The sequence below is a fragment of the Brucella pituitosa genome (assembly GCF_003049685.1).
Taxonomy (GTDB): domain Bacteria; phylum Pseudomonadota; class Alphaproteobacteria; order Rhizobiales; family Rhizobiaceae; genus Brucella; species Brucella pituitosa.
This window is the reverse complement of record NZ_PYSY02000002.1, coordinates 1,104,797-1,122,516: the sequence shown is the minus strand read 5'-3', so window position 1 is coordinate 1,122,516 and position 17,720 is coordinate 1,104,797. Positions and strand designations below refer to the sequence as shown.

The window sequence follows — 17,720 nt, the reverse complement described above, 5'->3', positions numbered from 1 at the left end:
ACACCACATGACTGACGCCACTGTCCTTGAGCAACCGGTTGCTCTTCCTCGTTCGAAGCGCTTGAAGGCGCGCACGACCGGAACGCATGAACGCCTTGATCAGAGTATTATGGCAGGCGATCCGTTTGCCAGCCGTGAGCGCTATGCTTTGTTTGTTGAGGTTCAGTATCAGTTCCATCGCGATATTGATGCGCTCTACGATGCTGCGGTGCTGGATAGATTGCTGCCCGACTTGGCTGGTCGTCGTCGCTTCGCGCTGGTGGGGCAGGACCTGACTGATCTCGGGTTCGATCTGCCAGTCGCAGATGGAGTGCCTGCTTTCCCAGCTGGTAGCGATGTCGATCTGCCAACCGCTCTCGGCTGGCTCTATGTCGCGGAAGGCTCCAACCTTGGCGCGGCCTTTTTGCTCAAGGAAGCGCTGAAACTCGGCCTGTCGGAAGAACTCGGCGCACGTCATCTGGCTGGTGCGCCGGAGGGCCGTGGTCTCCACTGGCGCACTTTTACCGCAGCCCTTGATGAGATCGAGCTGACGGATGCGGAAGAGGAGCGGGTTGTTGCTGGTGCGGAAGCTGCCTTTCGCCGCGTTCACGCACTGGTGCGGACAATCTTTCATGACCGTCTCTGACGTAGCTTCAGAGAGCGGCAGGGCTACCCCGTCTTCGCGACAGAGCATCTATCCGGATGAACGTCAGCGGGCGGGCTATCTCGCACTGGGGCTTTTGCTGATTGCTGCAGCCCTGGTCGGTTGTCAGGTACGGTTGATGCCATCAGCCTTGTTTGTCTTTGGTGCCTTGCTTTGCTTCGTGCAGCTTTCGTCCAAAGCTTTGTGCTGGCTGGAAACGAACAGGATCACACGCCGTCTTATCGGTGCCTGGCGAAGGCTCAATGCATGGCCGCGATTGTATCGGGTCTATCTGCTTGCCGTCTTTGCCGTGGTCTGTCTGGCGACGCTCATGTTTGTCCCTCGTGCGCTGTGTCTGGAATTTGCGATCAACGGAATATTTTGTGCGGGCCTGTTGCTCTTTGTGGGGCCTCAACGCCGACAACTTAAACATGTTTCAGAATAAAGATTGTTGTCATGCGATTTACCCGACAGGCTGAGCTTTCGATTGAGTTTCTCGTTCTTTGTGCCCGGGCATCGGCAGAGAGTGCTGTGACGACACGCACAGCGGCAGAAGCAACGGGTACGACGAAAGATCACGCTGCGCAGATTGTATCCGAACTTATCCATCATGGTTTTCTGGTTGGTTCACGCGGGCGCGGTGGCGGTATTCGCCTTGTGCGTCCAGCAAAGATGATCAACGTAGGAACGGTTTTGCGGCTGATGCAGCCGGGCTTCGACGAGCAATCGACAAAGCAATCGGGATCAGGCTCCGCATTCGGCATGTTGTTACAGGCTGCGATGCGTTCCTTCGTGGCGGCGTTCGATGATTTCACCATTGCCGATCTTGCGATTGAGAACAGCGATGGAAGATTGGCCTGTCTTGATTGCGATCTGCGCAGTTTGATCCATCACGGGCAGATGCTGTCTGAGCTGCGTCGCAGAAGCGATCACGCAGATGCACCTGTCTGGGCGGGCGCATCATGAACGGCGCTACCGATAGCAACGGTCTGCGTGGAGGCGTAAGTGAGCTTGCACTTTGGGCGGGGGCAAGCATTCTCGTACTATCCTTGCATGTAGGAGCTGCGATTTGGCTTCTGCGTGAGCCGGAAATGATAGCGGCCGACAACGCGCCGCCAGCCGCCATCATGATCGAACTGGCTGAAACACCGGAAGCAATAGAGACCGAAGAAAATGAAATAACGCCCGATGAGGTGATGTCGGACGCGAGTGCTGCGGCTGAGAAAGTTGAAGAACCGGTCGATGAGCCAGAAGTTGAGCAGGAAGTGGTTCAGGATGAACCGGAGCCTGTTGAAGAGGAGCAGCAGGAAGAACTGACGCAACTCGACAAGGTCGAGGTCCCGCTGCCAGTGGCCAAGCCAAAACCTCCGGAGCCCAAAAAAGAGATCGTTAAGACGAAAGAGCAGAAGAAGCAGCCGGTCAAGCAGCGGCAGCAGGAACAGGCATCTTCCAAACAGGCCGTCAAAGCACAGGCTCAGGCTGCGCAAACGAACCGCAATGCGGCACGGCAATCGGCATCGGGTCTGTTCGCCTCATCAATGACGCCAGCGCGGTGGCAGTCGCGCCTGATGGCGCATCTTGAGCGCCGCAAGAAATATCCTTCTGGTGCGAAGTCTCGTCGGGAAGAAGGCGTTGTCTATGTCCGCTTCCGCATCGACGATACCGGCAAAGTGCTGTCCGCTTCACTTGCACGATCATCAGGCTGGCCAGAACTTGACAATGAGGTGCTGTCGCTGGTCCAGCGTGCCTCTCCCGTTCCCACTCCGCCACCGGACGTCAACAAGACGATCACGGCACCTGTAAAATTCAGCAGACGATAAGAAGATGCGCCGGAAAACTTTCCAGCGCATCTTCATTTTCAGAACTTACGGCTGAAAGAAACTTTCAGATTGCGGCCCGGCATGGCTGTAATGCCATCCGTCAGATATGGTTCGTATTCTTTGTCGAATACGTTTTCCAATGCGAGACGCAGTTCGGAATCCTTCATGAAACCTTGCGTCGGGGTCCAGTTGAAGAACAGGTCGTGTACGGCATATCCGGGAGTCTTTGGTCGATTGTAGCTGAGGTCACCTTTGACGTATGAGGTTCTGTCCTGCTTGTCGACAAAGGTTCCCGTCCAGCCAAAATTGATATCCTGATCGGGAAGTTTATAGCCGAGTGTCGTTACAACCGTCGTCGGCATGATGTCATTGATATAGCTGTCTGGTCCATGGATATTGTTGACCGTGCCCTGACGTCTGCCGATCATGTAAGTGAGGCTGGCGTCTGCGAACATGAAATCGTTCTCATAATGGGCTTCCAGTTCCACACCGCGCGAATAGTAGGACGGCATGTTCCAGTAAAATGGCACTTCGCCGTCTTTCAGGCCAACCTTGTTTGCGCTGCCCACACGCCGCGCCACAGGATTGGTGACGTGGTTGTTAAAGAAGGAACCGCGCACCATCAGCATATCGGTACTGGTAAAGATACCGCTGAACGAAGTATCCGCGCCGATGTTGATCGTGTTGTTGCGCTCGACTGCAAGATCCCTGCTGGTTCCTGATGTCTGGGTGCGCCCGCTCTGTACCGAGTAGATTTCATCGATATTGGGAGCGCGCATGGCGTAAGCCCAATCGGCAAAAAGCCGGGTGCTCGGCGTTATCTGATACGATGCGCTGATGGCTGGTGTGAAACCATGATGAGATGCCGACGAATAGTCGTGTCCGGCTTTTGGATCGTTATAGATCGCAGCAGCATTTGGCTCGCCTTCGGAGCGAACATAGTCATAGCGGATGCCGGGCGTGATGGTCAGCTTGTCAGTAATAGCCATGCGATCACGCATGAAGAAGGACGTCACATCCTGTTTGCCGCCTGGCATGATCCACGGCGCGTAATAGCCGTAATTATAACTCTTGTCGTTCTTCTTGGTGATGTCGAACATCGTCACGTCGCGAACGTGGTGATTATATTGCACACCGTAGTTCAGGCTGTGATCGATGCCGCCAAGTTCGAAGTTGGAGGTGTTTTCGGCCTCAATATGAAAATCCGAATATTTCGCATCATTCTCGGTGCCGCCAAGAGAGGCTGTCCCATTCACACCAGTAGCACGTTCTGCATGCATGTCGGTTGAGGAATAGCTTGCCATGATACGCGTGTTTACGAGGTCGCTATCGCCATCATAGGTGTGCTCGAATACCGAAGTGAAGTCTTTCAGCTCACGCCATGCAAGCAGCCTGCGCATTGCTTCCTTATAGGCGGGCGTACCCGGAACGAGACTGTTGCTAGTCGGCTGAAGCTGGCCGCGAATGGCAGCGAGTGGACCCCAATTGGCACTTTCACCATAAAGAACCGAAGCCTTTAGCTTGTGTCCGCCATACTCGCCGGAAAGTTTGCCAGAGAAGGAAGTCAACTCGGAACTTGAATAATTATAAGTCTCACCGCCGCCAACGCGCATGTTGTCGCCCTTGCGCCAGGTCAGACTGGCAATGCCATCGAAAGTCATGCCCGTGCCGAGATTGGAGCGACCATAAACTGCACCGGTTTCCAGAAACTGCTTGTTGGCCGTCTGGTAGGCGGTTTTCCCCCATGCGCCCCAGCTTTCGCCATCGCGCAGCATATCGGCTGCGTCCTTGCTCTCAAGTTTCACGGTGCCGCCGAAGCCACCATTGCCATAACGAACCGAGGTCGCACCCTTTTCAATCTCGACGCGCTTGAGCAGTTCAGGTTCGACGAAGATGGTGCCCTGATCGTATTTTTCGAAGTTCTTTGGGGCACCGTCGAGGAGAACGCGAACATCACTTTGGCGCGAAAAGCCGCGGATCGAAATCGACTGACCTTCGGTGCGTACCCCGCCCAGCATTGCGACACCGGGTGTCTTTTTGATAAGTTCCGGAATTGTCGAGGCCTGTGCCTGCTGCATCTGTTCAGGGGTAATCTGAGAGACGCGTGGGTCCAGATCAGAAAAATTTACGCCGGTGATCTGCGAAAAGCTGATCGTGTCGAGCTGCACGGCACCATCGACAGCGGGTAAAGCCGCGTTGTTTCCCGTTGCTTCTCGTTCCAGCCGCACCGTGCGGTTGCCGGTGAAGCGATACTGGATATCGGTGTTGCGCAGCAAAGTGGAAAGCGCGTCGGCTGGTGCCATGGTTCCGCTAACGCCCGAGGTGTTGAGCCCGCTGGTCACGGATGCATCAAATGCAATCTGCAGACCCGTTTGCACAGCAAGACGATTGAGCGCGGTTGAAAGCGCACCGGCCGGAATGTTGACAGCGACGGATTGCGCTGCAGCCTGTGCAAATGCAGGTGTGGTCAGGATGGGGCTTAAAACCGTACCGCTTAAAAGCAGTGATGCAAACAAGGGGTGTGCGCAGCCAGTGAGAATGCGCGAAGCGGGGCTTTTCATGTTGTTTCCAGTCTCAACGTTCAAGGCGTTGGGCGTTTTGGTGCCGAGGCTCTCGCGCGGGTTGCGCAAATTGCCTTTCATGGACTGGACGAATGAAATTAGATGTTTGGGACATTCGGCAGAAAATTAATTATGCAGCACTGTGAGCAATGAACCCACGCGCACCACCTTCAAATCGAAAGCTGTGATAAAGTCATCAAGTGCTGTCGATGGGGCAGAGAGATCGAAGGTGCCGGTAATCCGGCGTTCGGCCAGATCGCTGCTCGCAATCATCACCCGACCGGGAAGGTGGCGTGCAATATCTTCGACTACATGTTCCAGAGGTTGGTTCTCAAAAACCAGACGGCCACGACGCCACGATGCAGCGAGTTCTGGATCGATCATGGCGACCTGCCCAATGCCATTTTTATTGTCGTAAAAGACACTGTGTCCCTGCTCAAGCTGAAGCATGTCGAGCGGATTCAGGGCGGATGACGTGGCGCTGGTCTGTACCTGAACAGCATGTTCCGTGACAACCACATCGGCACCGCCGTCTTTCAGCTTCACGTCAAACTCGGTGCCAAGCGCGGTTACCTCACCATTGGCGGCTCTGACCGTGAATGGCCTCTGTGGATCTGGCGCGACGATGAAATAGGCTTCACCGCGAAGCAGCTGAACCTGACGTTCGCTGTCCGTTATATCGAAAGCGATTGCCGAGCCTGCATTAAGCTGGACGGTCGAGCCATCCTCAAGTTTGATGATCGGCATTTCGTTGCTGGCCGACATGGCATCTGCGCGCAGCCGCATCGGGCCGTCGTAAGCGATAAAACCACCTGCGAGAGCACCAAATAAAAGCATGGAACTTAAAGCCGCGCGCACCGGATAACGCGGCTTTCGGGCAGCGGTTCGGGCGAAATCTGTATCTTGAAGGAGCAGAAAGCGCGTGTCGCTGAAAACGCGTGAAGCTTTGGCAAATGCCAGCTCATGCCGTGCATCGCTGGCGCGCCAGAGTGCGCAAGCTTCGACGATTGCCGTATCTTTGGGCGAAGCCTGAAGCTGCATCAGCCAATCGACAGCCTGTTCCTGGATGAGGCGCTCGGCCTTATCCAGTTTTTTTACGGTCGCGCGCTTCATGCCTGATCCAGTTCGTCGAGCCGTATGAGGCAGTATATAAGCGCTTTCCGGAGATGCCTGTCCACCATATTGCGAGTAATTCCAAAGCGTATGGCTATTTCGTCGGGTTGCAGGTTGCCAATCCGGTTTGCGATGAAAACGCGGCGCTGGCGCAATGGCAACTCCATGATCGCATCGCGCAGACAGGCGAGGCGTCGCGGCATATCCAATGTCAGATCGGGGTCTGCGTCCCTGCTAACAATGTTTGCGGCCTCTTCTTCCGTGCCGGAAAACAGCTTCGCTTCAAAATGTTCGCGCCGGAACCGATCGAGACCGAGATTAATCGCAGCGCGTGTTAGAAAGGCGCGTAACGACGACTTGCCTTCCAGGTCGGTCCTGCGCTCTTTGAGCCTTACATAGAGATCATGAACAATTTCGTTGGCGTTTGAAGATACGTGTCCGCGCCGACGGACTGCACGACACAGTTCGTCATAATAATCTGTAATGGCGGCATCGATGTCAGCGATTTCCTGCAGAGGAAAGGCCGAAGTCAGATTGGATTTGTCAGATTGGTTCACGGCGGGCACCACATTTTCGTGGCGGCACCATAGTTACGCGCTTATTTAAACGCAATAATATATGAGCAATAAACTCATCTTAAGTGGGGGCTGTTGCATTTCGCCTACAACTCCCGTTTTGCCGCAACGATGGAGAGCACTCCACCGCAGCGACAAAAGGAGCAAAGCCTTATTTCGGCAACTGAGCCGCGGCCTGCTTGATGGCCGTTGTGATCTGCTGGCAGAAAGGCTCGACGCTCTTGCCAGACGTCTTGGCATAGTCTTCAACGTCGGTTTCCTGACCCATTGACTGGACAACGCCCTTTTTGCCGGCCGCCTGTGCTTCTTCAAGGCCAGACTTGTCGGCTGGTGCCTGCATAATCTTCATGATGGACTGCTGGCTGTCGATGTCGTCCTGTGTCGCGAAGCCTTTGTCCTTGCAATATTCGACGATACCCAGCTGGTTCTGTGCTGCTTTATAGAGCGCTTCCGGTGTCATCTGCTGTGTGGCCTGGCCTTGCGCCATGGCGCTGCCTGCGGTGACCGATGCCAGAATAAAAGCGCAGATACCTGCATTTTTCATCGTTTCAACCTTTCAATTCTTTTGCATTTCCCATCCGGGCAAACAGATAGAGCGAGTCCGGCGAAACGGAACCCGCCCTGAAAGGCTTAAAGGTCATAAAAGGCATCGCGAAATAAAGACCTGCTAATCGGGGTAACAAGTTTTTACTGTATCCGGGGTTTCAGCGGCTTTGTTTCGTCACATTCGGGAATGTGAGAGTTACGCCCAGAAGTAGCGCACAATGTGGAAGAACACTGGCGCCGAGAAGACGAGACTGTCGGCACGGTCGAGCATTCCGCCATGTCCTTCGATCATATGGCCCCAGTCCTTGACGCCGCGATCGCGCTTGATGGCGGAGGCAACAAGCCCACCGAAGAAACCCATGATGCATGATGTGGCCGCAAGGGCGCCAGCCTGCACAGGGGAAAACGGCGTCAGCCAGGCTAGACCGGCTCCCAGAAGAGAGGCGCTCGCGACACCGCCGACAAACCCTTCCCAGGTTTTGGACGGTGATATGCTGGGCGCGATGCGATGTTTTCCAAACAGCTTTCCGAAAATATACTGCAGCACATCGCTGCCCTGCACGGTGGCCACCAGAAACGCGATCAGCAGCAATTTTTTGCCTTCAAAGCCCGGAATGTCCAGTGTCATCAGCGCTGGCACATGGCTGATGCAATAGACCGAGAGCATGATGCCCCATTGCTGCTCGCTGATACGCTCCAGAAAGCGCGACGTGTCCCCGGAAAGGGCTGTCAGAACCGGCATGGCGAGGAAGCAATAGACCGGGATGAAGATGGAATAGAGCCCATACCAGTCAATCCAGATCAGATAATATTGCACCGGAATGACCAGCAGGAACATGCCGAGCAGCACGCGATGGTCGGCGCGTCGTGTCTGCGTCAGCGTCGCATATTCGCGCAGGGCGGCAAACGATATCAGCGCAAACAGCACGATCACGCCACCCTTCCCGAACAGGAAGGCGATACACATAGCGCCGACCATAATCCACCATGCTTTGATGCGGGCATTGAGATTGACCAGCGTGGATGAAAGCGGCTTCGGCGCGCGCCATGAAAGAACACCGGCAACGGCGCTTGCCGTTATCAGAACGCCCATGAGGCCAAGGAATAATCGGGTCGTTTCACTCATGAGTGATTACCATTCTGGGGCTGAATATCGAGAAGGCTCTGACGGGCGCGGGCGAGAAATTCCTTGCGGTCCTCACCCTCGCCAAGCTGCACCGGCGCACCGAAAATGACACGGCAAAGAAGCGGCACCGGCAGCATGGCGCCCTTGGGCAGCACGCGCGACATGTTTTCGATCCAGCACGGCACCAGTTCGACATCGGGGCGCGCCAGCGCCAGATTGTAGATGCCGGAACGAAAGCGTAGCAGCGCTTCATCGGTCATGTTGCGTGTGCCTTCGGGAAAGATGATGAGTGAATGACCATCGGCCAGCGCTTTCAGCATCACTTCCATCGGGTCTTGCGTGCGTTCCACCCAGTTGCGTTCGACAAGCACGGTGCGCAACAGAACTTCGGCCATGAACTGACGCACGCGGTTGCCCCGCCAGTAATCGGCGCCTGCAACAGCACGGGTACGCGCGCGTTCTTCCTGATCAAGACAGGAAGAAAGCAGGATGAAATCGCCATGGCTTGTATGGTTGGCAAAATAGATGCGCTGATTGCGCGACGGACCGGTGCCGCTCCAGATGGGCCGCACGCCTGTAATCCCGCGCGACAGGATTGCCAGAAATGAACCGAACGTCGATTGCACCTGATGGCGGATCAGTTCCCGCATGTTACAGCCCCTGACCCAATGGCACCGTGGCCAGCAGAATGAAAAGTACGATACCCAGCCCCATGAAGAACCGCAGACGCCCCATGATGCGTCGCGAGCCTTCTATCCTTTTTGCAAGTGGACGGACCACGCCGTCATTGGAGCGCAAACCCATGCGCTCAAGAATGCTGTCTACCTCACCCAAGCCCGTTTCACCGGAACCGGCGATCAGCTTGAAAAGTGCTGCATCGAACAGGAGATGCGCAGCGATACCCAGCACGATCAATGCGCTTACCAACAAAAGCGGCCAGATCAGCCAGAAGGCCAGATCATGCACCGGGCGCATGAAGGGCACGACCGCAAGCAAAGCCACGGCGACAACGATGCCGAGAAAGGCATTGCGGCGCAGAACAATTGCTATGGACGCTGCCGGAGAATTCATGTCAGCTCCTCCGCCAAATGCAGATGCACCGGCCAGCCTTTTGCGCGGATCAGCACCTCGGCTTCTCGCGCATTGGCGACACGGCCAGTAGAGACGAACCACGCCACCGCAACCGTTGCGCTACGCTGAAAACCAAGCGCGCAGCAGACAAGAACCGGGCCGTGATGGCGTGCTGCTTCAACGGCATTGGAGGCCAGTTGCACTTTTTCGGATGACGGCGCGATCAGATCAATCGTGCCGAAACTCTTCCATTCGATAGAATGGGATGGCGGCACCATTTCAGCGGCAAGATCGATGACGGCGGCAAAGGAAGAAAGTTCTGCGGCTTTCGGAAAACGTCCGAGAAACACCCCGTCGGCAAGCTCGACATGCGGCGGCAGCTTGTGTGTCCAGAACCGTACATTCAGCCGGGCAAAAAACCGGTAGGGCCAAAGAAGCCAGCGGCTTGCGAGACTGACCGATCCATCTGTCTGCTTCTGGAAAATGCCAGCACCTGCACCGAAATAGCCAAGCGCCACGATGGCCAGTGCAGTTGCAGGCCAGAGCCAGAAAACTGCATAGCCGGTGATGGTCAGGCCATGGATGGCGAGCACCAGAAACAGGATTGCACCCGCCAGATAACAGAACCCGATCCTTCTGGCTTTGGGGTCTGATGTGAACTGAAACTCTGCTAGAGGCGAAGGACCGCTGCGCGGGAATAGCCACAGCGCAAACAGCCCCAGCAAAGCCCCTGCCGGAATATCGACGGCGTGATGCTGATAGGTGGTTAGCACCGATAATCCGATCAGCAGACACCAGACATGCCAGACCACAAGCATTACATCGCCCATCACGCGGCGCATCTGATCCCAGATGATGATCAACAGCGCGATATGCAGCGAGGGCGCCTGATTAAAGGGTTTGTCGAAGCCGCCCAGCAAGTCGAACATGAAACCCGGAAGACCGGCTGTTGCCGGTTTTACGAAGGTTGCGGTCAACGGAAAAGCGACGAAGCAAAGAACCGCGATAATCTGTGCGGTGAGATAACGCTTTGCCAGCCGGTCCACCTGTTCCGGACTGTCATTGACGAAGAGCGCTATCACATAAAACAGATTCACTGACCAATAGGGAACTATGCTCCACGCGATGAACGGAACTTGGCTTTCCCATCCGAAAGCAAGGTTCGGCACATGACCTTGCCGCGATGCGAGCCAGTTGGCCGTGCCATAGGTCAGATAGAAAAACGGTCCAAGAAACAGAAGCCAAGCGATTGCGCGGTGGATCACAGGCCGCCGCGAGAAACCATCAAGCTCCGTCAATTGCGTGGTCACGCTTCAGCGTCTCCGATGCGTTCGGCAATCGATACGGTAAAGATGCCCCATTGATCGGTGCGCTGTTCGATTTTGCGATAGCCCGCCTTTTCGACGAGCTGATCCATTTCGCCTTGCGCGCGACGGCGCATCACCCATGCCTCACCGCCGCGATGTGACGTGAGCGCGCGCGCAATCATTTCAAGCTGCGGATGCCATGGCTGATTGGTGTAAATGAGCAGTGAGCCCGGCTTCTGCACACGGGCGAGGCCCGAAAGCGACCGGTTAATGAGCGCATTGTCCGGGAAAAGCTCATAAAGCCCCGAAACAATCGCAAGGTCTGGCTGTGGTGTGACAGTTGCCAGACTTTCCTCGTTGAACGCATCGCCTTCTTCCATATGAGCGATTGCTTCAAGACCGCGATCCTTGATGAGCTTGCGGCCAGCCAGCACATTGATCGGCGAGTAATCGCGAAGATGAATGCTGTCCGGCAATTCGCCTGCACGCACCACCGCATCAATCACATAGCGGCCATGGCCGCAGGCAATGTCGAGGATATTGGTCGATCGACCTTCGCTTTCAAGCCGCCTGATGGCGTGTCTGATTAATTCCTCAAGATGCACTTTGCGCTGGCGAATGCCGCGCCAGCCGATGGCTTCCAGAAACTGCTTGTCGATGAGCTTGCCGCCGGGGCCCAAGCCTCGTGCTTCATTCTCATAGACATAATCAAGCGTGGAGCCTGAATCGAAACCGGTGCGGCGACCAACTTTCAGACCTTCCGACAAAAGCGAGCCAAAGCCGATAGACGCGCGCGTCGACGCCCAATAAAGCCCGCGCGGTGAAAGCAGCGGTAGCGGGCTTGATAGTTTGTCAGCCTCATCGCGCGTATGGCCTGCAATATGCGCATCCGTCAGATCGGCGCGTTGTGGTGCTTCCGCAAAACGCGCCTCGATGAAATCGTGGATCAGCGCGAGAGCCGGTTTGCGATCCCGTTCACCCAGCGTGTCATGGTAAAAACCTTTGAGCACATGGCGCTCTTTAATGCGGCTGCCGAGGTTCTCAAAAAAGCGATGCTGTGGCGTTGGTCGCACGACAAAATCGCTGCCGGAAATGAGAAGCTGTGTCGGAACGGTAATCGCCCGCGCATCATCCACCACGCGCTTTGCCGCCTCATAAAGCTGAAGCAGAATATGCGAGGCGATTGGCCGTGTAATCAACGGATCGGTGCGATAGGATTCAATGCGCTCCCGATCATGGGTCAGAAACTGCGGTTTGACGTAGGAATTGACGAAGAACGTGCCTTTGAGTTTTTGCCAAAGCGCGATGCCCTCTTTGGCGAAAGGCACATAAAGCTTGATGTCGAAGGCCGGCGACGCCATGACAAGCGCACGGATATTGGGCGCATAGTCATGCACCCATGCGCTCGCCAGAACGGCGCCGACGCTCTGCGCAATCAGCGCCACGTCTTCGTTTCTTACGCCGGTTTCATTGCGGATATGGGCAACGAAACTATCAAGATCGCGGATCGACGCGCCGAAGGACGGCGAAAAGCCGCGCACGCCCGGAGAGTTTCCGTGGCCGCGCGCATCCCAGGCATAGAACGCATAATCATCAAGGCCAAGCTCATCGACGAGATGGCTCACACGTCCGCTATGCTCATGGCCGCGATGTAGCAGAACGATAACGCCCTTCGGCTTTTCAGAGCGGGCAGGCCAGAAACGATAGAACAGCGAAGTGCCGTCATGGGTGACGAAATGGGATTCTTGCGGCTCACGATGTGACGCCGCTTCATGCCCCGGCAATTCTGTGCGCTGGCTCATCATTTCTCCTCTCAACAGGCCTTCTCCCATTTTTCGGGATGAACTCCAGGTTATTCGACCCAATTACTATTGAGTAGAATAGAATGTTTGAATAAACGAGCTAAGGCCGGTCGCAAATAGCTGATTTCTACATAATCGTCATTTCCAAAAGTTTCCCGAAAGTTTCTTATGTCTGTTTATCAACTTAAGTCCCGTTTCCAGAACTTGTTGAGACCTCTTGTCGTGCAGCTTGCAGCAAAAGGTGTGACGGCCAATCAGGTCACGATTGCAGCTGCACTGGTTTCAATTGTTCTTGGTGCGTTTCTTGGGCTGAACGGGAATGCGATCTGGTTTGCGCTGGTGCCGGTCTGGCTTTTTCTGCGCATGGCGCTCAATGCAGTTGATGGCATGCTGGCGCGCGAGCATGGCCAGAAATCTATGCTGGGTGCCTATCTCAACGAAATCGGCGATGTGATTTCCGACGCGGCGCTCTATGCGCCTTTTGCAATCATCGCACCGTTTTCGGCGCTCTGGATTTTCGCGATTATCTTTATCGCAACCTTGACCGAATTTGTCGGTGTGACGGCAACCTCGCTTGGATCAAGTCGCCGCTATGATGGTCCGATGGGCAAGAGCGACCGCGCTGTGGTCTTTGGTGTGCTTGGTGCCTGGATTGCCATTGATGGCATTCTGCCGCAATGGATGTTCTGGTTGCAGCCGGTGCTGTGTGCGCTTCTGATCCTCACCGTCATCAAGCGAATCCGTAATGGAATGAAAGAAGCCCCGAACGCATAGCGCGGGGCTTCTTCTGTCTTAAGAACTATTCGCTTTTAGTTTGCCGAGACAAAAGCCGACATGCTGGTAATCAGCAGCATGCCGACGGTTGCGCCTGCGTCTTGAAGACCGATGGTCTTTTCCTGAAAAGCTGCGGCCTTGCCGTGTTGGGCAACCATCGTTTTAGTCGCTTCAAGCGCATCTTCGGCAGCTTTGGCGGCGGCTGCAAGCGCATCAGTAAGTGAGGCACCCGCTGATGCTTGTGCTTCAAGCGTTACGGCGATTGGATCAAGCACATCCAGAAGCGTCTTGTCACCAACCTTTGCCTTGCCGCGTTCGGCAATGCCATCGCGATAAGCACGCCAGAAAGCGGCAATCTCTGCAGTTCCCAGTTCGTCGATACCGTCACAGGCCTTGCTTGCACGCAGGAAGCCGGTTGCGGTCAGCGTACCCATGGTTGATGGCGCGACGCGGGCCATGGTGGCGCCAGCGGTGCGCAGAAGCTTGGCGACGCCTGCAGCCTCACCTTCCGCATGTGCTGCTTCCGCAGCCGCTGCAAAGGCCTTGCTCATGGTGATGCCGAGATCGCTATCGCCAACCTTGCCGTCCAGCGCGATAAGGAATTCGCGCTGTTCTGCAAAAAGCTGCTTCCAGCTGTCGAAGAGATTGATCAGATCAGATGCTTTAATGACGTTCATGACTGCACCTCAACCCGCAAAATGCTTGAAGAATGGGGTGTTAGCGGAAGCAGCAACCAACGGCTCCAGTTCTTCATCCAGATGCAGCACGGAAACCGATGCGCCAGCCATTTCCATGGACGTGGCAAACTCGCCGATCCAGACATGCTTGACCTTGACGTCACGCTCATCAAACAGCTGCGAAACGCGGCGGAACATGATGTAAAGTTCTTCCAGTGGCGTGCCGCCGAGACCATTGACCAGCACGGCTACTTCATCGCCCTTGGCATAGGTCTGTTCGGCGAAAATGCGTTCCATCAGTTCGTCGATAACCGCATCTGCACTGGCAAGCTTCTTGCGGCTGATGCCGGGTTCGCCATGGATGCCCATGCCGATTTCCATTTCATCTTCGCCGATGGAGAAGGTTGCGTGACCGATTTCCGGCACAACGCAGCTCGAAAGAGCAACACCCATGGTGCGGGTGCGCAAACGTGCCTTGTCGGCAAGACGCGTCACTTCATCAAGCGACAGGCCGTTGGCGGCGGCGGCACCGGCTGCTTTGTAAACAAAGAAGATACCGGCAACGCCACGACGCTTGTGTTCCTCACCGACAACCGAGGACGCCACATCATCATTGCCGACAACCTGCTTGACGGTAATGCCATCAAGATCGGCAAGTTCTGCAGCCATATCGAAATTGATAATGTCGCCGCTGTAATTGCCATAGATGTAGAGAACGCCAGCGCCCTGATCGATAGCCTTGGTGACCTGATACATCTGTTCCGAGCTTGGCGACTGGAAGACGCCGCCGACAGCCGCGCCATCGATCATGCCTTCGCCGATATAGCCCAAGAACAGCGGCAGGTGGCCGGAGCCGCCGCCTGTTGCAATGCCGACCTTGCCGGATTTGGTATTGGCTGTGACCATGCAACGCTTGTCATTATCGACAAAGGTAAGCTCGGGATGTGCCCGATAGATGCCTTCGAGCATCTCATCCACGAAATTGACGGGATCGTTCAGGAATTTCTTCATGATTTCCTCTTGAGAGTATCGGGTTATTTCTTGCGTTGGCGGGTGACGAAGAAGGCAGCAGCCAGCAGGATGAAGCAGCCGACGACGAGACGCTGCCATGTGCTGGGGATGCCGACGAGCACCAGAACACTGTTGATGACGGTGATGAGCAGAACACCGAGAAGGGTGCCGAAGACGGTGCCGGTGCCGCCGGTTATGCGCGCGCCACCGAGAACCACAGCGGCGATAACCGCAATTTCTGTGCCAACAAAGTCGAAAGGGCTCGACTGGCGATTGGCGCAGACATGGATGATGCCTGCAAGTCCGGCAAGACCACCTGCATAGCCGAACAGGAAGATATGGATGGTGCGCAGATTATAGCCGAGACGGCTTGCGATCTGGCTGTTACCACCCATCGCAAAAATCGCGCGGCCCATCAAAGTGCGGTTCAATATCCACCAGGTCAGGATTGCAGCCGCAGGCAGCACCAGAAAGTAGAATGGCATGGTGATGGTGGCGCCGGTTGCCGATTCAAACTGGAACAGTGGGAGGCGACCGAAAGCACCCATTGTCGGAGGCAGGGACATGATCCAGACCGTGCCGACGAAAGCCAGCAGGAAGCCACGGAAGAGATACTGCGTGCCGATGGTGACGATCAATGACGGCACATTGAGGTAATGCACCAGCAGACCGTTGAGAACACCAAGGAAAATGCCACCAGCAATCGCCATCAGAATGATGAAGATGATCGGCAGTTCCGGCATATAGGACTGCACCAGAAGCGTCAGCGAATAGACTGTCGTGGCGGCAATCGCCGTAAAGGAAACATCAATGCCGCCAGCGGCGAGAATGATGAAGACGCCAAGCGCAAACAGGCCCATCACCACACTGGCACGGCCAATATCGATCAGCGTCGAGGCTTGCAGGAATGCAGGGTTGATGATCGAGACAATCGTGCAGATTGCCACGAGCAGGAAGAAGGTGATCGATTCCGGGCGCCTGCGAATGAAGTCACCCAACTTGAAGGATTGGGCGGTCCCCAAGTTATTTGGGCCCAGATCCTGTTGATACTGCGACGCACTCATTAGGCAACTTCCTTCTGCGACGACATCATGGCTTGATAGAGCTGATCTTCGGTGGCCTGTGCAGCATCCAGTTCTGCGACGATGCTGCCTGAGTTCATGACGAGAATGCGATCGGCATTCTGCAGAAGCTCCGGCAGGTCATCGCTGACGATGATGAGGCCCATGCCAGCTTCGGCCAGCGCCTGAATTGCGCGGTAAATCGTGTCTTTTGATCCCACATCGACGCCGACGGTCGGACCGTGCAGCACGAGCAGCTTCGGGCCAATGCTCAGCCAGCGACCAATCAAAACGCGCTGCTGATTGCCGCCCGAAAGCGCGCCAACTGGCAGGTCGAGATTGGTTGTATTCAGCCGCATCTCTTTCATGAGCGAGGCGGCGATGTTGCGGCCCTGTTTCTGATCGACGATGCCAAGGCTGTTGCAGAGCTTTCTGAAGATCAGAGCGATCTCGTTTTGAAAGATCGATTTATCGAGGAATAGGCCTTCTGCAAGGCGGTCTTCCGGCACATAGCCAATGCCACGCTCGATGGCTTCCGCCGGGCTTTTAACTTCGGTCTTCTGACCTTCGAGGCGGATTGAACCTCTATCAGCAGGTACAACGCCGGTGATTGCCATGGCCAGCTCGTTGCGTCCGGAATCTGCAAGGCCGGTAATGCCGAGGATTTCACCCTTACGAAGGGTAAAGCCAATGTCCTTGAAGCCCGATGCGGTAAGGCTGTCGAGTTTAAGCAGTTCGGCATCGCCGGGCTGTGCCGTGCGATAGCGCTCGGCATCAATTTCTCTGCCGATCATCAGCTCGGAGAGCTGCTTTTTGGTGTAGTTTTCGATCGGGCCCTGTGCCACGCACTGGCCATCGCGGAAGACAACCGCATTGCCGCCGATGCGATAGCATTCATCGAGTTTGTGGGTCACGAAAAGTACGGCGACGCGTTCTGCGCGCAGGCGTTCTACAACTTCAATCAGATTATCCACTTCGCGACGGGTCAGCGATGTGGTCGGCTCATCCATGATGACAAGCTTGGCGCGCGTTGCAATGGCGCGGGAAATGGCAACCAGCTGGCGCATGGCAAGCGGCAGCTCGGAAACGATTGTGTTCAGGAAGGCTTTGTCGGTTGGCAGACCAACCGTACTCAATGCCCGTTCTGCAGTCTCACGGAGCTGAGAAAGCTTGACGCTGCGGAACAGTCGGCCATTGCCTTCAACGAGCTGCTCATTCAGCGCTACGTTTTCAGCGACGGTCAGATTGGGGATAAGTGACAGATCCTGATAGACAGTTTCAATACCGGCTGCCAGCGATTGGATCGGGTTCAGCGAAGTATAGGTTTTGCCATCAAGAATGATTTCGCCTTCGCTGGGTGCATGTGCGCCGGACATGATCTTGATGACCGTGCTCTTGCCGCAGCCATTTTCACCCAACAGGTGGTAGGCCTGGCCAAGATCGATTGTCAGATCAATGCCGCGCAGCGCGTGAACGCCGCCAAACCGCTTATGGATGTTGCGCAGTTCGAGAAAACGATCCGGCGACCGGTCGTTGCTCGTCCCATTCGTCGTTGTAGTTGACACGTTAAATTCCTTTGTCGCCGCACCGCTCGCCAAAGCGATTGGGCTGGCTGTAGGACCGGTTGGCTTTCGTTCGCCACGCGCTAATGTCT

At 55.6% G+C, this 17,720-nt stretch carries 18 protein-coding genes; 5 read left to right on the top strand and 13 right to left on the bottom strand.

Features of this window, described 5'->3' with window-relative positions:
- The first annotated feature begins 7 nt into the window (after positions 1–7).
- From C9380_RS17675 to C9380_RS17660, 4 genes are read left to right on the top strand one after another with little or no spacing between them, the layout of a single operon-like run.
- Positions 8–625 (top strand): biliverdin-producing heme oxygenase, encoded by a 618-nt coding sequence (locus C9380_RS17675; RefSeq protein ID WP_100557431.1) that lies wholly within the window; start codon positions 8–10, stop codon positions 623–625.
- Positions 612–1,067, top strand: a complete 456-nt coding sequence (locus tag C9380_RS17670; protein WP_111787479.1) for a DUF454 family protein — start codon at positions 612–614, stop codon at positions 1,065–1,067. Before C9380_RS17675 ends, C9380_RS17670 begins: the two co-directional genes overlap by 14 nt.
- Positions 1,068–1,078: 11 nt before the next feature.
- Positions 1,079–1,588, top strand: a complete 510-nt coding sequence (locus C9380_RS17665) for an Rrf2 family transcriptional regulator (protein WP_128094159.1) — start codon at positions 1,079–1,081, stop codon at positions 1,586–1,588.
- The gene (locus tag C9380_RS17660; RefSeq protein ID WP_128094158.1) at positions 1,585–2,442 is read left to right on the top strand and encodes a TonB family protein; all 858 of its coding nucleotides are present in this window, start codon (positions 1,585–1,587) and stop codon (positions 2,440–2,442) included. Before C9380_RS17665 ends, C9380_RS17660 begins: the two co-directional genes overlap by 4 nt.
- A 38-nt stretch (positions 2,443–2,480) precedes the next feature.
- Here the strand turns inward: C9380_RS17660 and C9380_RS17655 are convergent, their stop codons facing one another.
- From C9380_RS17655 to C9380_RS17615, 9 genes are all read right to left on the bottom strand, one after another.
- Positions 2,481–5,003, bottom strand: a complete 2,523-nt coding sequence (locus C9380_RS17655; RefSeq protein ID WP_036566647.1) for a TonB-dependent receptor — start codon at positions 5,001–5,003, stop codon at positions 2,481–2,483.
- A 126-nt stretch (positions 5,004–5,129) separates the two neighbouring features.
- Positions 5,130–6,116 (bottom strand): FecR family protein, encoded by a 987-nt coding sequence (locus tag C9380_RS17650; protein ID WP_024896008.1) that lies wholly within the window; start codon positions 6,114–6,116, stop codon positions 5,130–5,132.
- Positions 6,113–6,673 (bottom strand): RNA polymerase sigma factor, encoded by a 561-nt coding sequence (locus C9380_RS17645; RefSeq protein WP_321191684.1) that lies wholly within the window; start codon positions 6,671–6,673, stop codon positions 6,113–6,115. Before C9380_RS17645 ends, C9380_RS17650 begins: the two co-directional genes overlap by 4 nt.
- A gap of 169 nt (positions 6,674–6,842) precedes the next feature.
- Positions 6,843–7,235, bottom strand: a complete 393-nt coding sequence (locus C9380_RS17640) for a hypothetical protein (protein ID WP_128094157.1) — start codon at positions 7,233–7,235, stop codon at positions 6,843–6,845.
- Between the two features lie 198 nt (positions 7,236–7,433).
- On the bottom strand, positions 7,434–8,363 hold the full coding sequence (locus tag C9380_RS17635) for a phosphatidate cytidylyltransferase (RefSeq protein ID WP_105706498.1): 930 nt from the start codon (positions 8,361–8,363) through the stop codon (positions 7,434–7,436).
- Positions 8,360–9,013 (bottom strand): lysophospholipid acyltransferase family protein, encoded by a 654-nt coding sequence (locus tag C9380_RS17630; protein ID WP_011982634.1) that lies wholly within the window; start codon positions 9,011–9,013, stop codon positions 8,360–8,362. The genes C9380_RS17635 and C9380_RS17630 overlap by 4 nt, the downstream gene beginning before the upstream one ends.
- Position 9,014: 1 nt before the next feature.
- Positions 9,015–9,434, bottom strand: coding sequence for a hypothetical protein (locus tag C9380_RS17625; protein WP_128094156.1), 420 nt, complete (start codon positions 9,432–9,434; stop codon positions 9,015–9,017).
- Positions 9,431–10,744 carry a phosphatase PAP2/dual specificity phosphatase family protein gene (locus C9380_RS17620; RefSeq protein WP_128094155.1) on the bottom strand — a complete coding sequence of 438 codons (1,314 nt, stop codon included), beginning with the start codon at positions 10,742–10,744 and terminating at the stop codon, positions 9,431–9,433. The genes C9380_RS17625 and C9380_RS17620 overlap by 4 nt, the downstream gene beginning before the upstream one ends.
- Positions 10,741–12,543, bottom strand: a complete 1,803-nt coding sequence (locus C9380_RS17615; RefSeq protein WP_128094154.1) for a bifunctional alpha/beta hydrolase/class I SAM-dependent methyltransferase — start codon at positions 12,541–12,543, stop codon at positions 10,741–10,743. The genes C9380_RS17620 and C9380_RS17615 overlap by 4 nt, the downstream gene beginning before the upstream one ends.
- Positions 12,544–12,711: 168 nt before the next feature.
- Between C9380_RS17615 and C9380_RS17610 the strand changes: the two genes are divergently transcribed.
- Positions 12,712–13,317, top strand: a complete 606-nt coding sequence (locus tag C9380_RS17610) for a CDP-alcohol phosphatidyltransferase family protein (RefSeq protein WP_128094153.1) — start codon at positions 12,712–12,714, stop codon at positions 13,315–13,317.
- Between the two features lie 35 nt (positions 13,318–13,352).
- Here C9380_RS17610 and C9380_RS17605 read toward each other — a convergent pair whose 3' ends face one another.
- From C9380_RS17605 to C9380_RS17590, 4 genes are read right to left on the bottom strand one after another with little or no spacing between them, the layout of a single operon-like run.
- On the bottom strand, positions 13,353–13,994 hold the full coding sequence (locus C9380_RS17605; RefSeq protein WP_105706491.1) for a dihydroxyacetone kinase family protein: 642 nt from the start codon (positions 13,992–13,994) through the stop codon (positions 13,353–13,355).
- A gap of 9 nt (positions 13,995–14,003) precedes the next feature.
- Entirely contained in the window at positions 14,004–15,005 is a 1,002-nt protein-coding gene (locus tag C9380_RS17600) for a dihydroxyacetone kinase subunit DhaK (RefSeq protein WP_024896000.1), read from the bottom strand.
- Positions 15,006–15,028: 23 nt separating this feature from the next.
- Positions 15,029–16,069 carry an ABC transporter permease gene (locus C9380_RS17595; protein ID WP_128094152.1) on the bottom strand — a complete coding sequence of 347 codons (1,041 nt, stop codon included), beginning with the start codon at positions 16,067–16,069 and terminating at the stop codon, positions 15,029–15,031.
- Positions 16,069–17,631 carry a sugar ABC transporter ATP-binding protein gene (locus C9380_RS17590; RefSeq protein ID WP_128094151.1) on the bottom strand — a complete coding sequence of 521 codons (1,563 nt, stop codon included), beginning with the start codon at positions 17,629–17,631 and terminating at the stop codon, positions 16,069–16,071. Before C9380_RS17590 ends, C9380_RS17595 begins: the two co-directional genes overlap by 1 nt.
- Between the last annotated feature and the right edge of the window lie 89 nt (positions 17,632–17,720).

What these genes read in the sequence shown, in the direction of transcription:
- C9380_RS17675 (WP_100557431.1), top strand. Translation starts at nt 8, where the DNA reads ATGACTGACGCCACTGTCCTTGAGCAACCGGTTGCTCTTCCTCGTTCG.
- C9380_RS17670 (WP_111787479.1), top strand. Translation starts at nt 612, where the DNA reads ATGACCGTCTCTGACGTAGCTTCAGAGAGCGGCAGGGCTACCCCGTCT.
- C9380_RS17665 (WP_128094159.1), top strand. Translation starts at nt 1,079, where the DNA reads ATGCGATTTACCCGACAGGCTGAGCTTTCGATTGAGTTTCTCGTTCTT.
- C9380_RS17660 (WP_128094158.1), top strand. Translation starts at nt 1,585, where the DNA reads ATGAACGGCGCTACCGATAGCAACGGTCTGCGTGGAGGCGTAAGTGAG.
- C9380_RS17655 (WP_036566647.1), bottom strand. Translation starts at nt 5,003, where the DNA reads ATGAAAAGCCCCGCTTCGCGCATTCTCACTGGCTGCGCACACCCCTTG.
- C9380_RS17650 (WP_024896008.1), bottom strand. Translation starts at nt 6,116, where the DNA reads ATGAAGCGCGCGACCGTAAAAAAACTGGATAAGGCCGAGCGCCTCATC.
- C9380_RS17640 (WP_128094157.1), bottom strand. Translation starts at nt 7,235, where the DNA reads ATGAAAAATGCAGGTATCTGCGCTTTTATTCTGGCATCGGTCACCGCA.
- C9380_RS17635 (WP_105706498.1), bottom strand. Translation starts at nt 8,363, where the DNA reads ATGAGTGAAACGACCCGATTATTCCTTGGCCTCATGGGCGTTCTGATA.
- C9380_RS17630 (WP_011982634.1), bottom strand. Translation starts at nt 9,013, where the DNA reads ATGCGGGAACTGATCCGCCATCAGGTGCAATCGACGTTCGGTTCATTT.
- C9380_RS17625 (WP_128094156.1), bottom strand. Translation starts at nt 9,434, where the DNA reads ATGAATTCTCCGGCAGCGTCCATAGCAATTGTTCTGCGCCGCAATGCC.
- C9380_RS17615 (WP_128094154.1), bottom strand. Translation starts at nt 12,543, where the DNA reads ATGAGCCAGCGCACAGAATTGCCGGGGCATGAAGCGGCGTCACATCGT.
- C9380_RS17610 (WP_128094153.1), top strand. Translation starts at nt 12,712, where the DNA reads ATGTCTGTTTATCAACTTAAGTCCCGTTTCCAGAACTTGTTGAGACCT.
- C9380_RS17605 (WP_105706491.1), bottom strand. Translation starts at nt 13,994, where the DNA reads ATGAACGTCATTAAAGCATCTGATCTGATCAATCTCTTCGACAGCTGG.
- C9380_RS17600 (WP_024896000.1), bottom strand. Translation starts at nt 15,005, where the DNA reads ATGAAGAAATTCCTGAACGATCCCGTCAATTTCGTGGATGAGATGCTC.
- C9380_RS17595 (WP_128094152.1), bottom strand. Translation starts at nt 16,069, where the DNA reads ATGAGTGCGTCGCAGTATCAACAGGATCTGGGCCCAAATAACTTGGGG.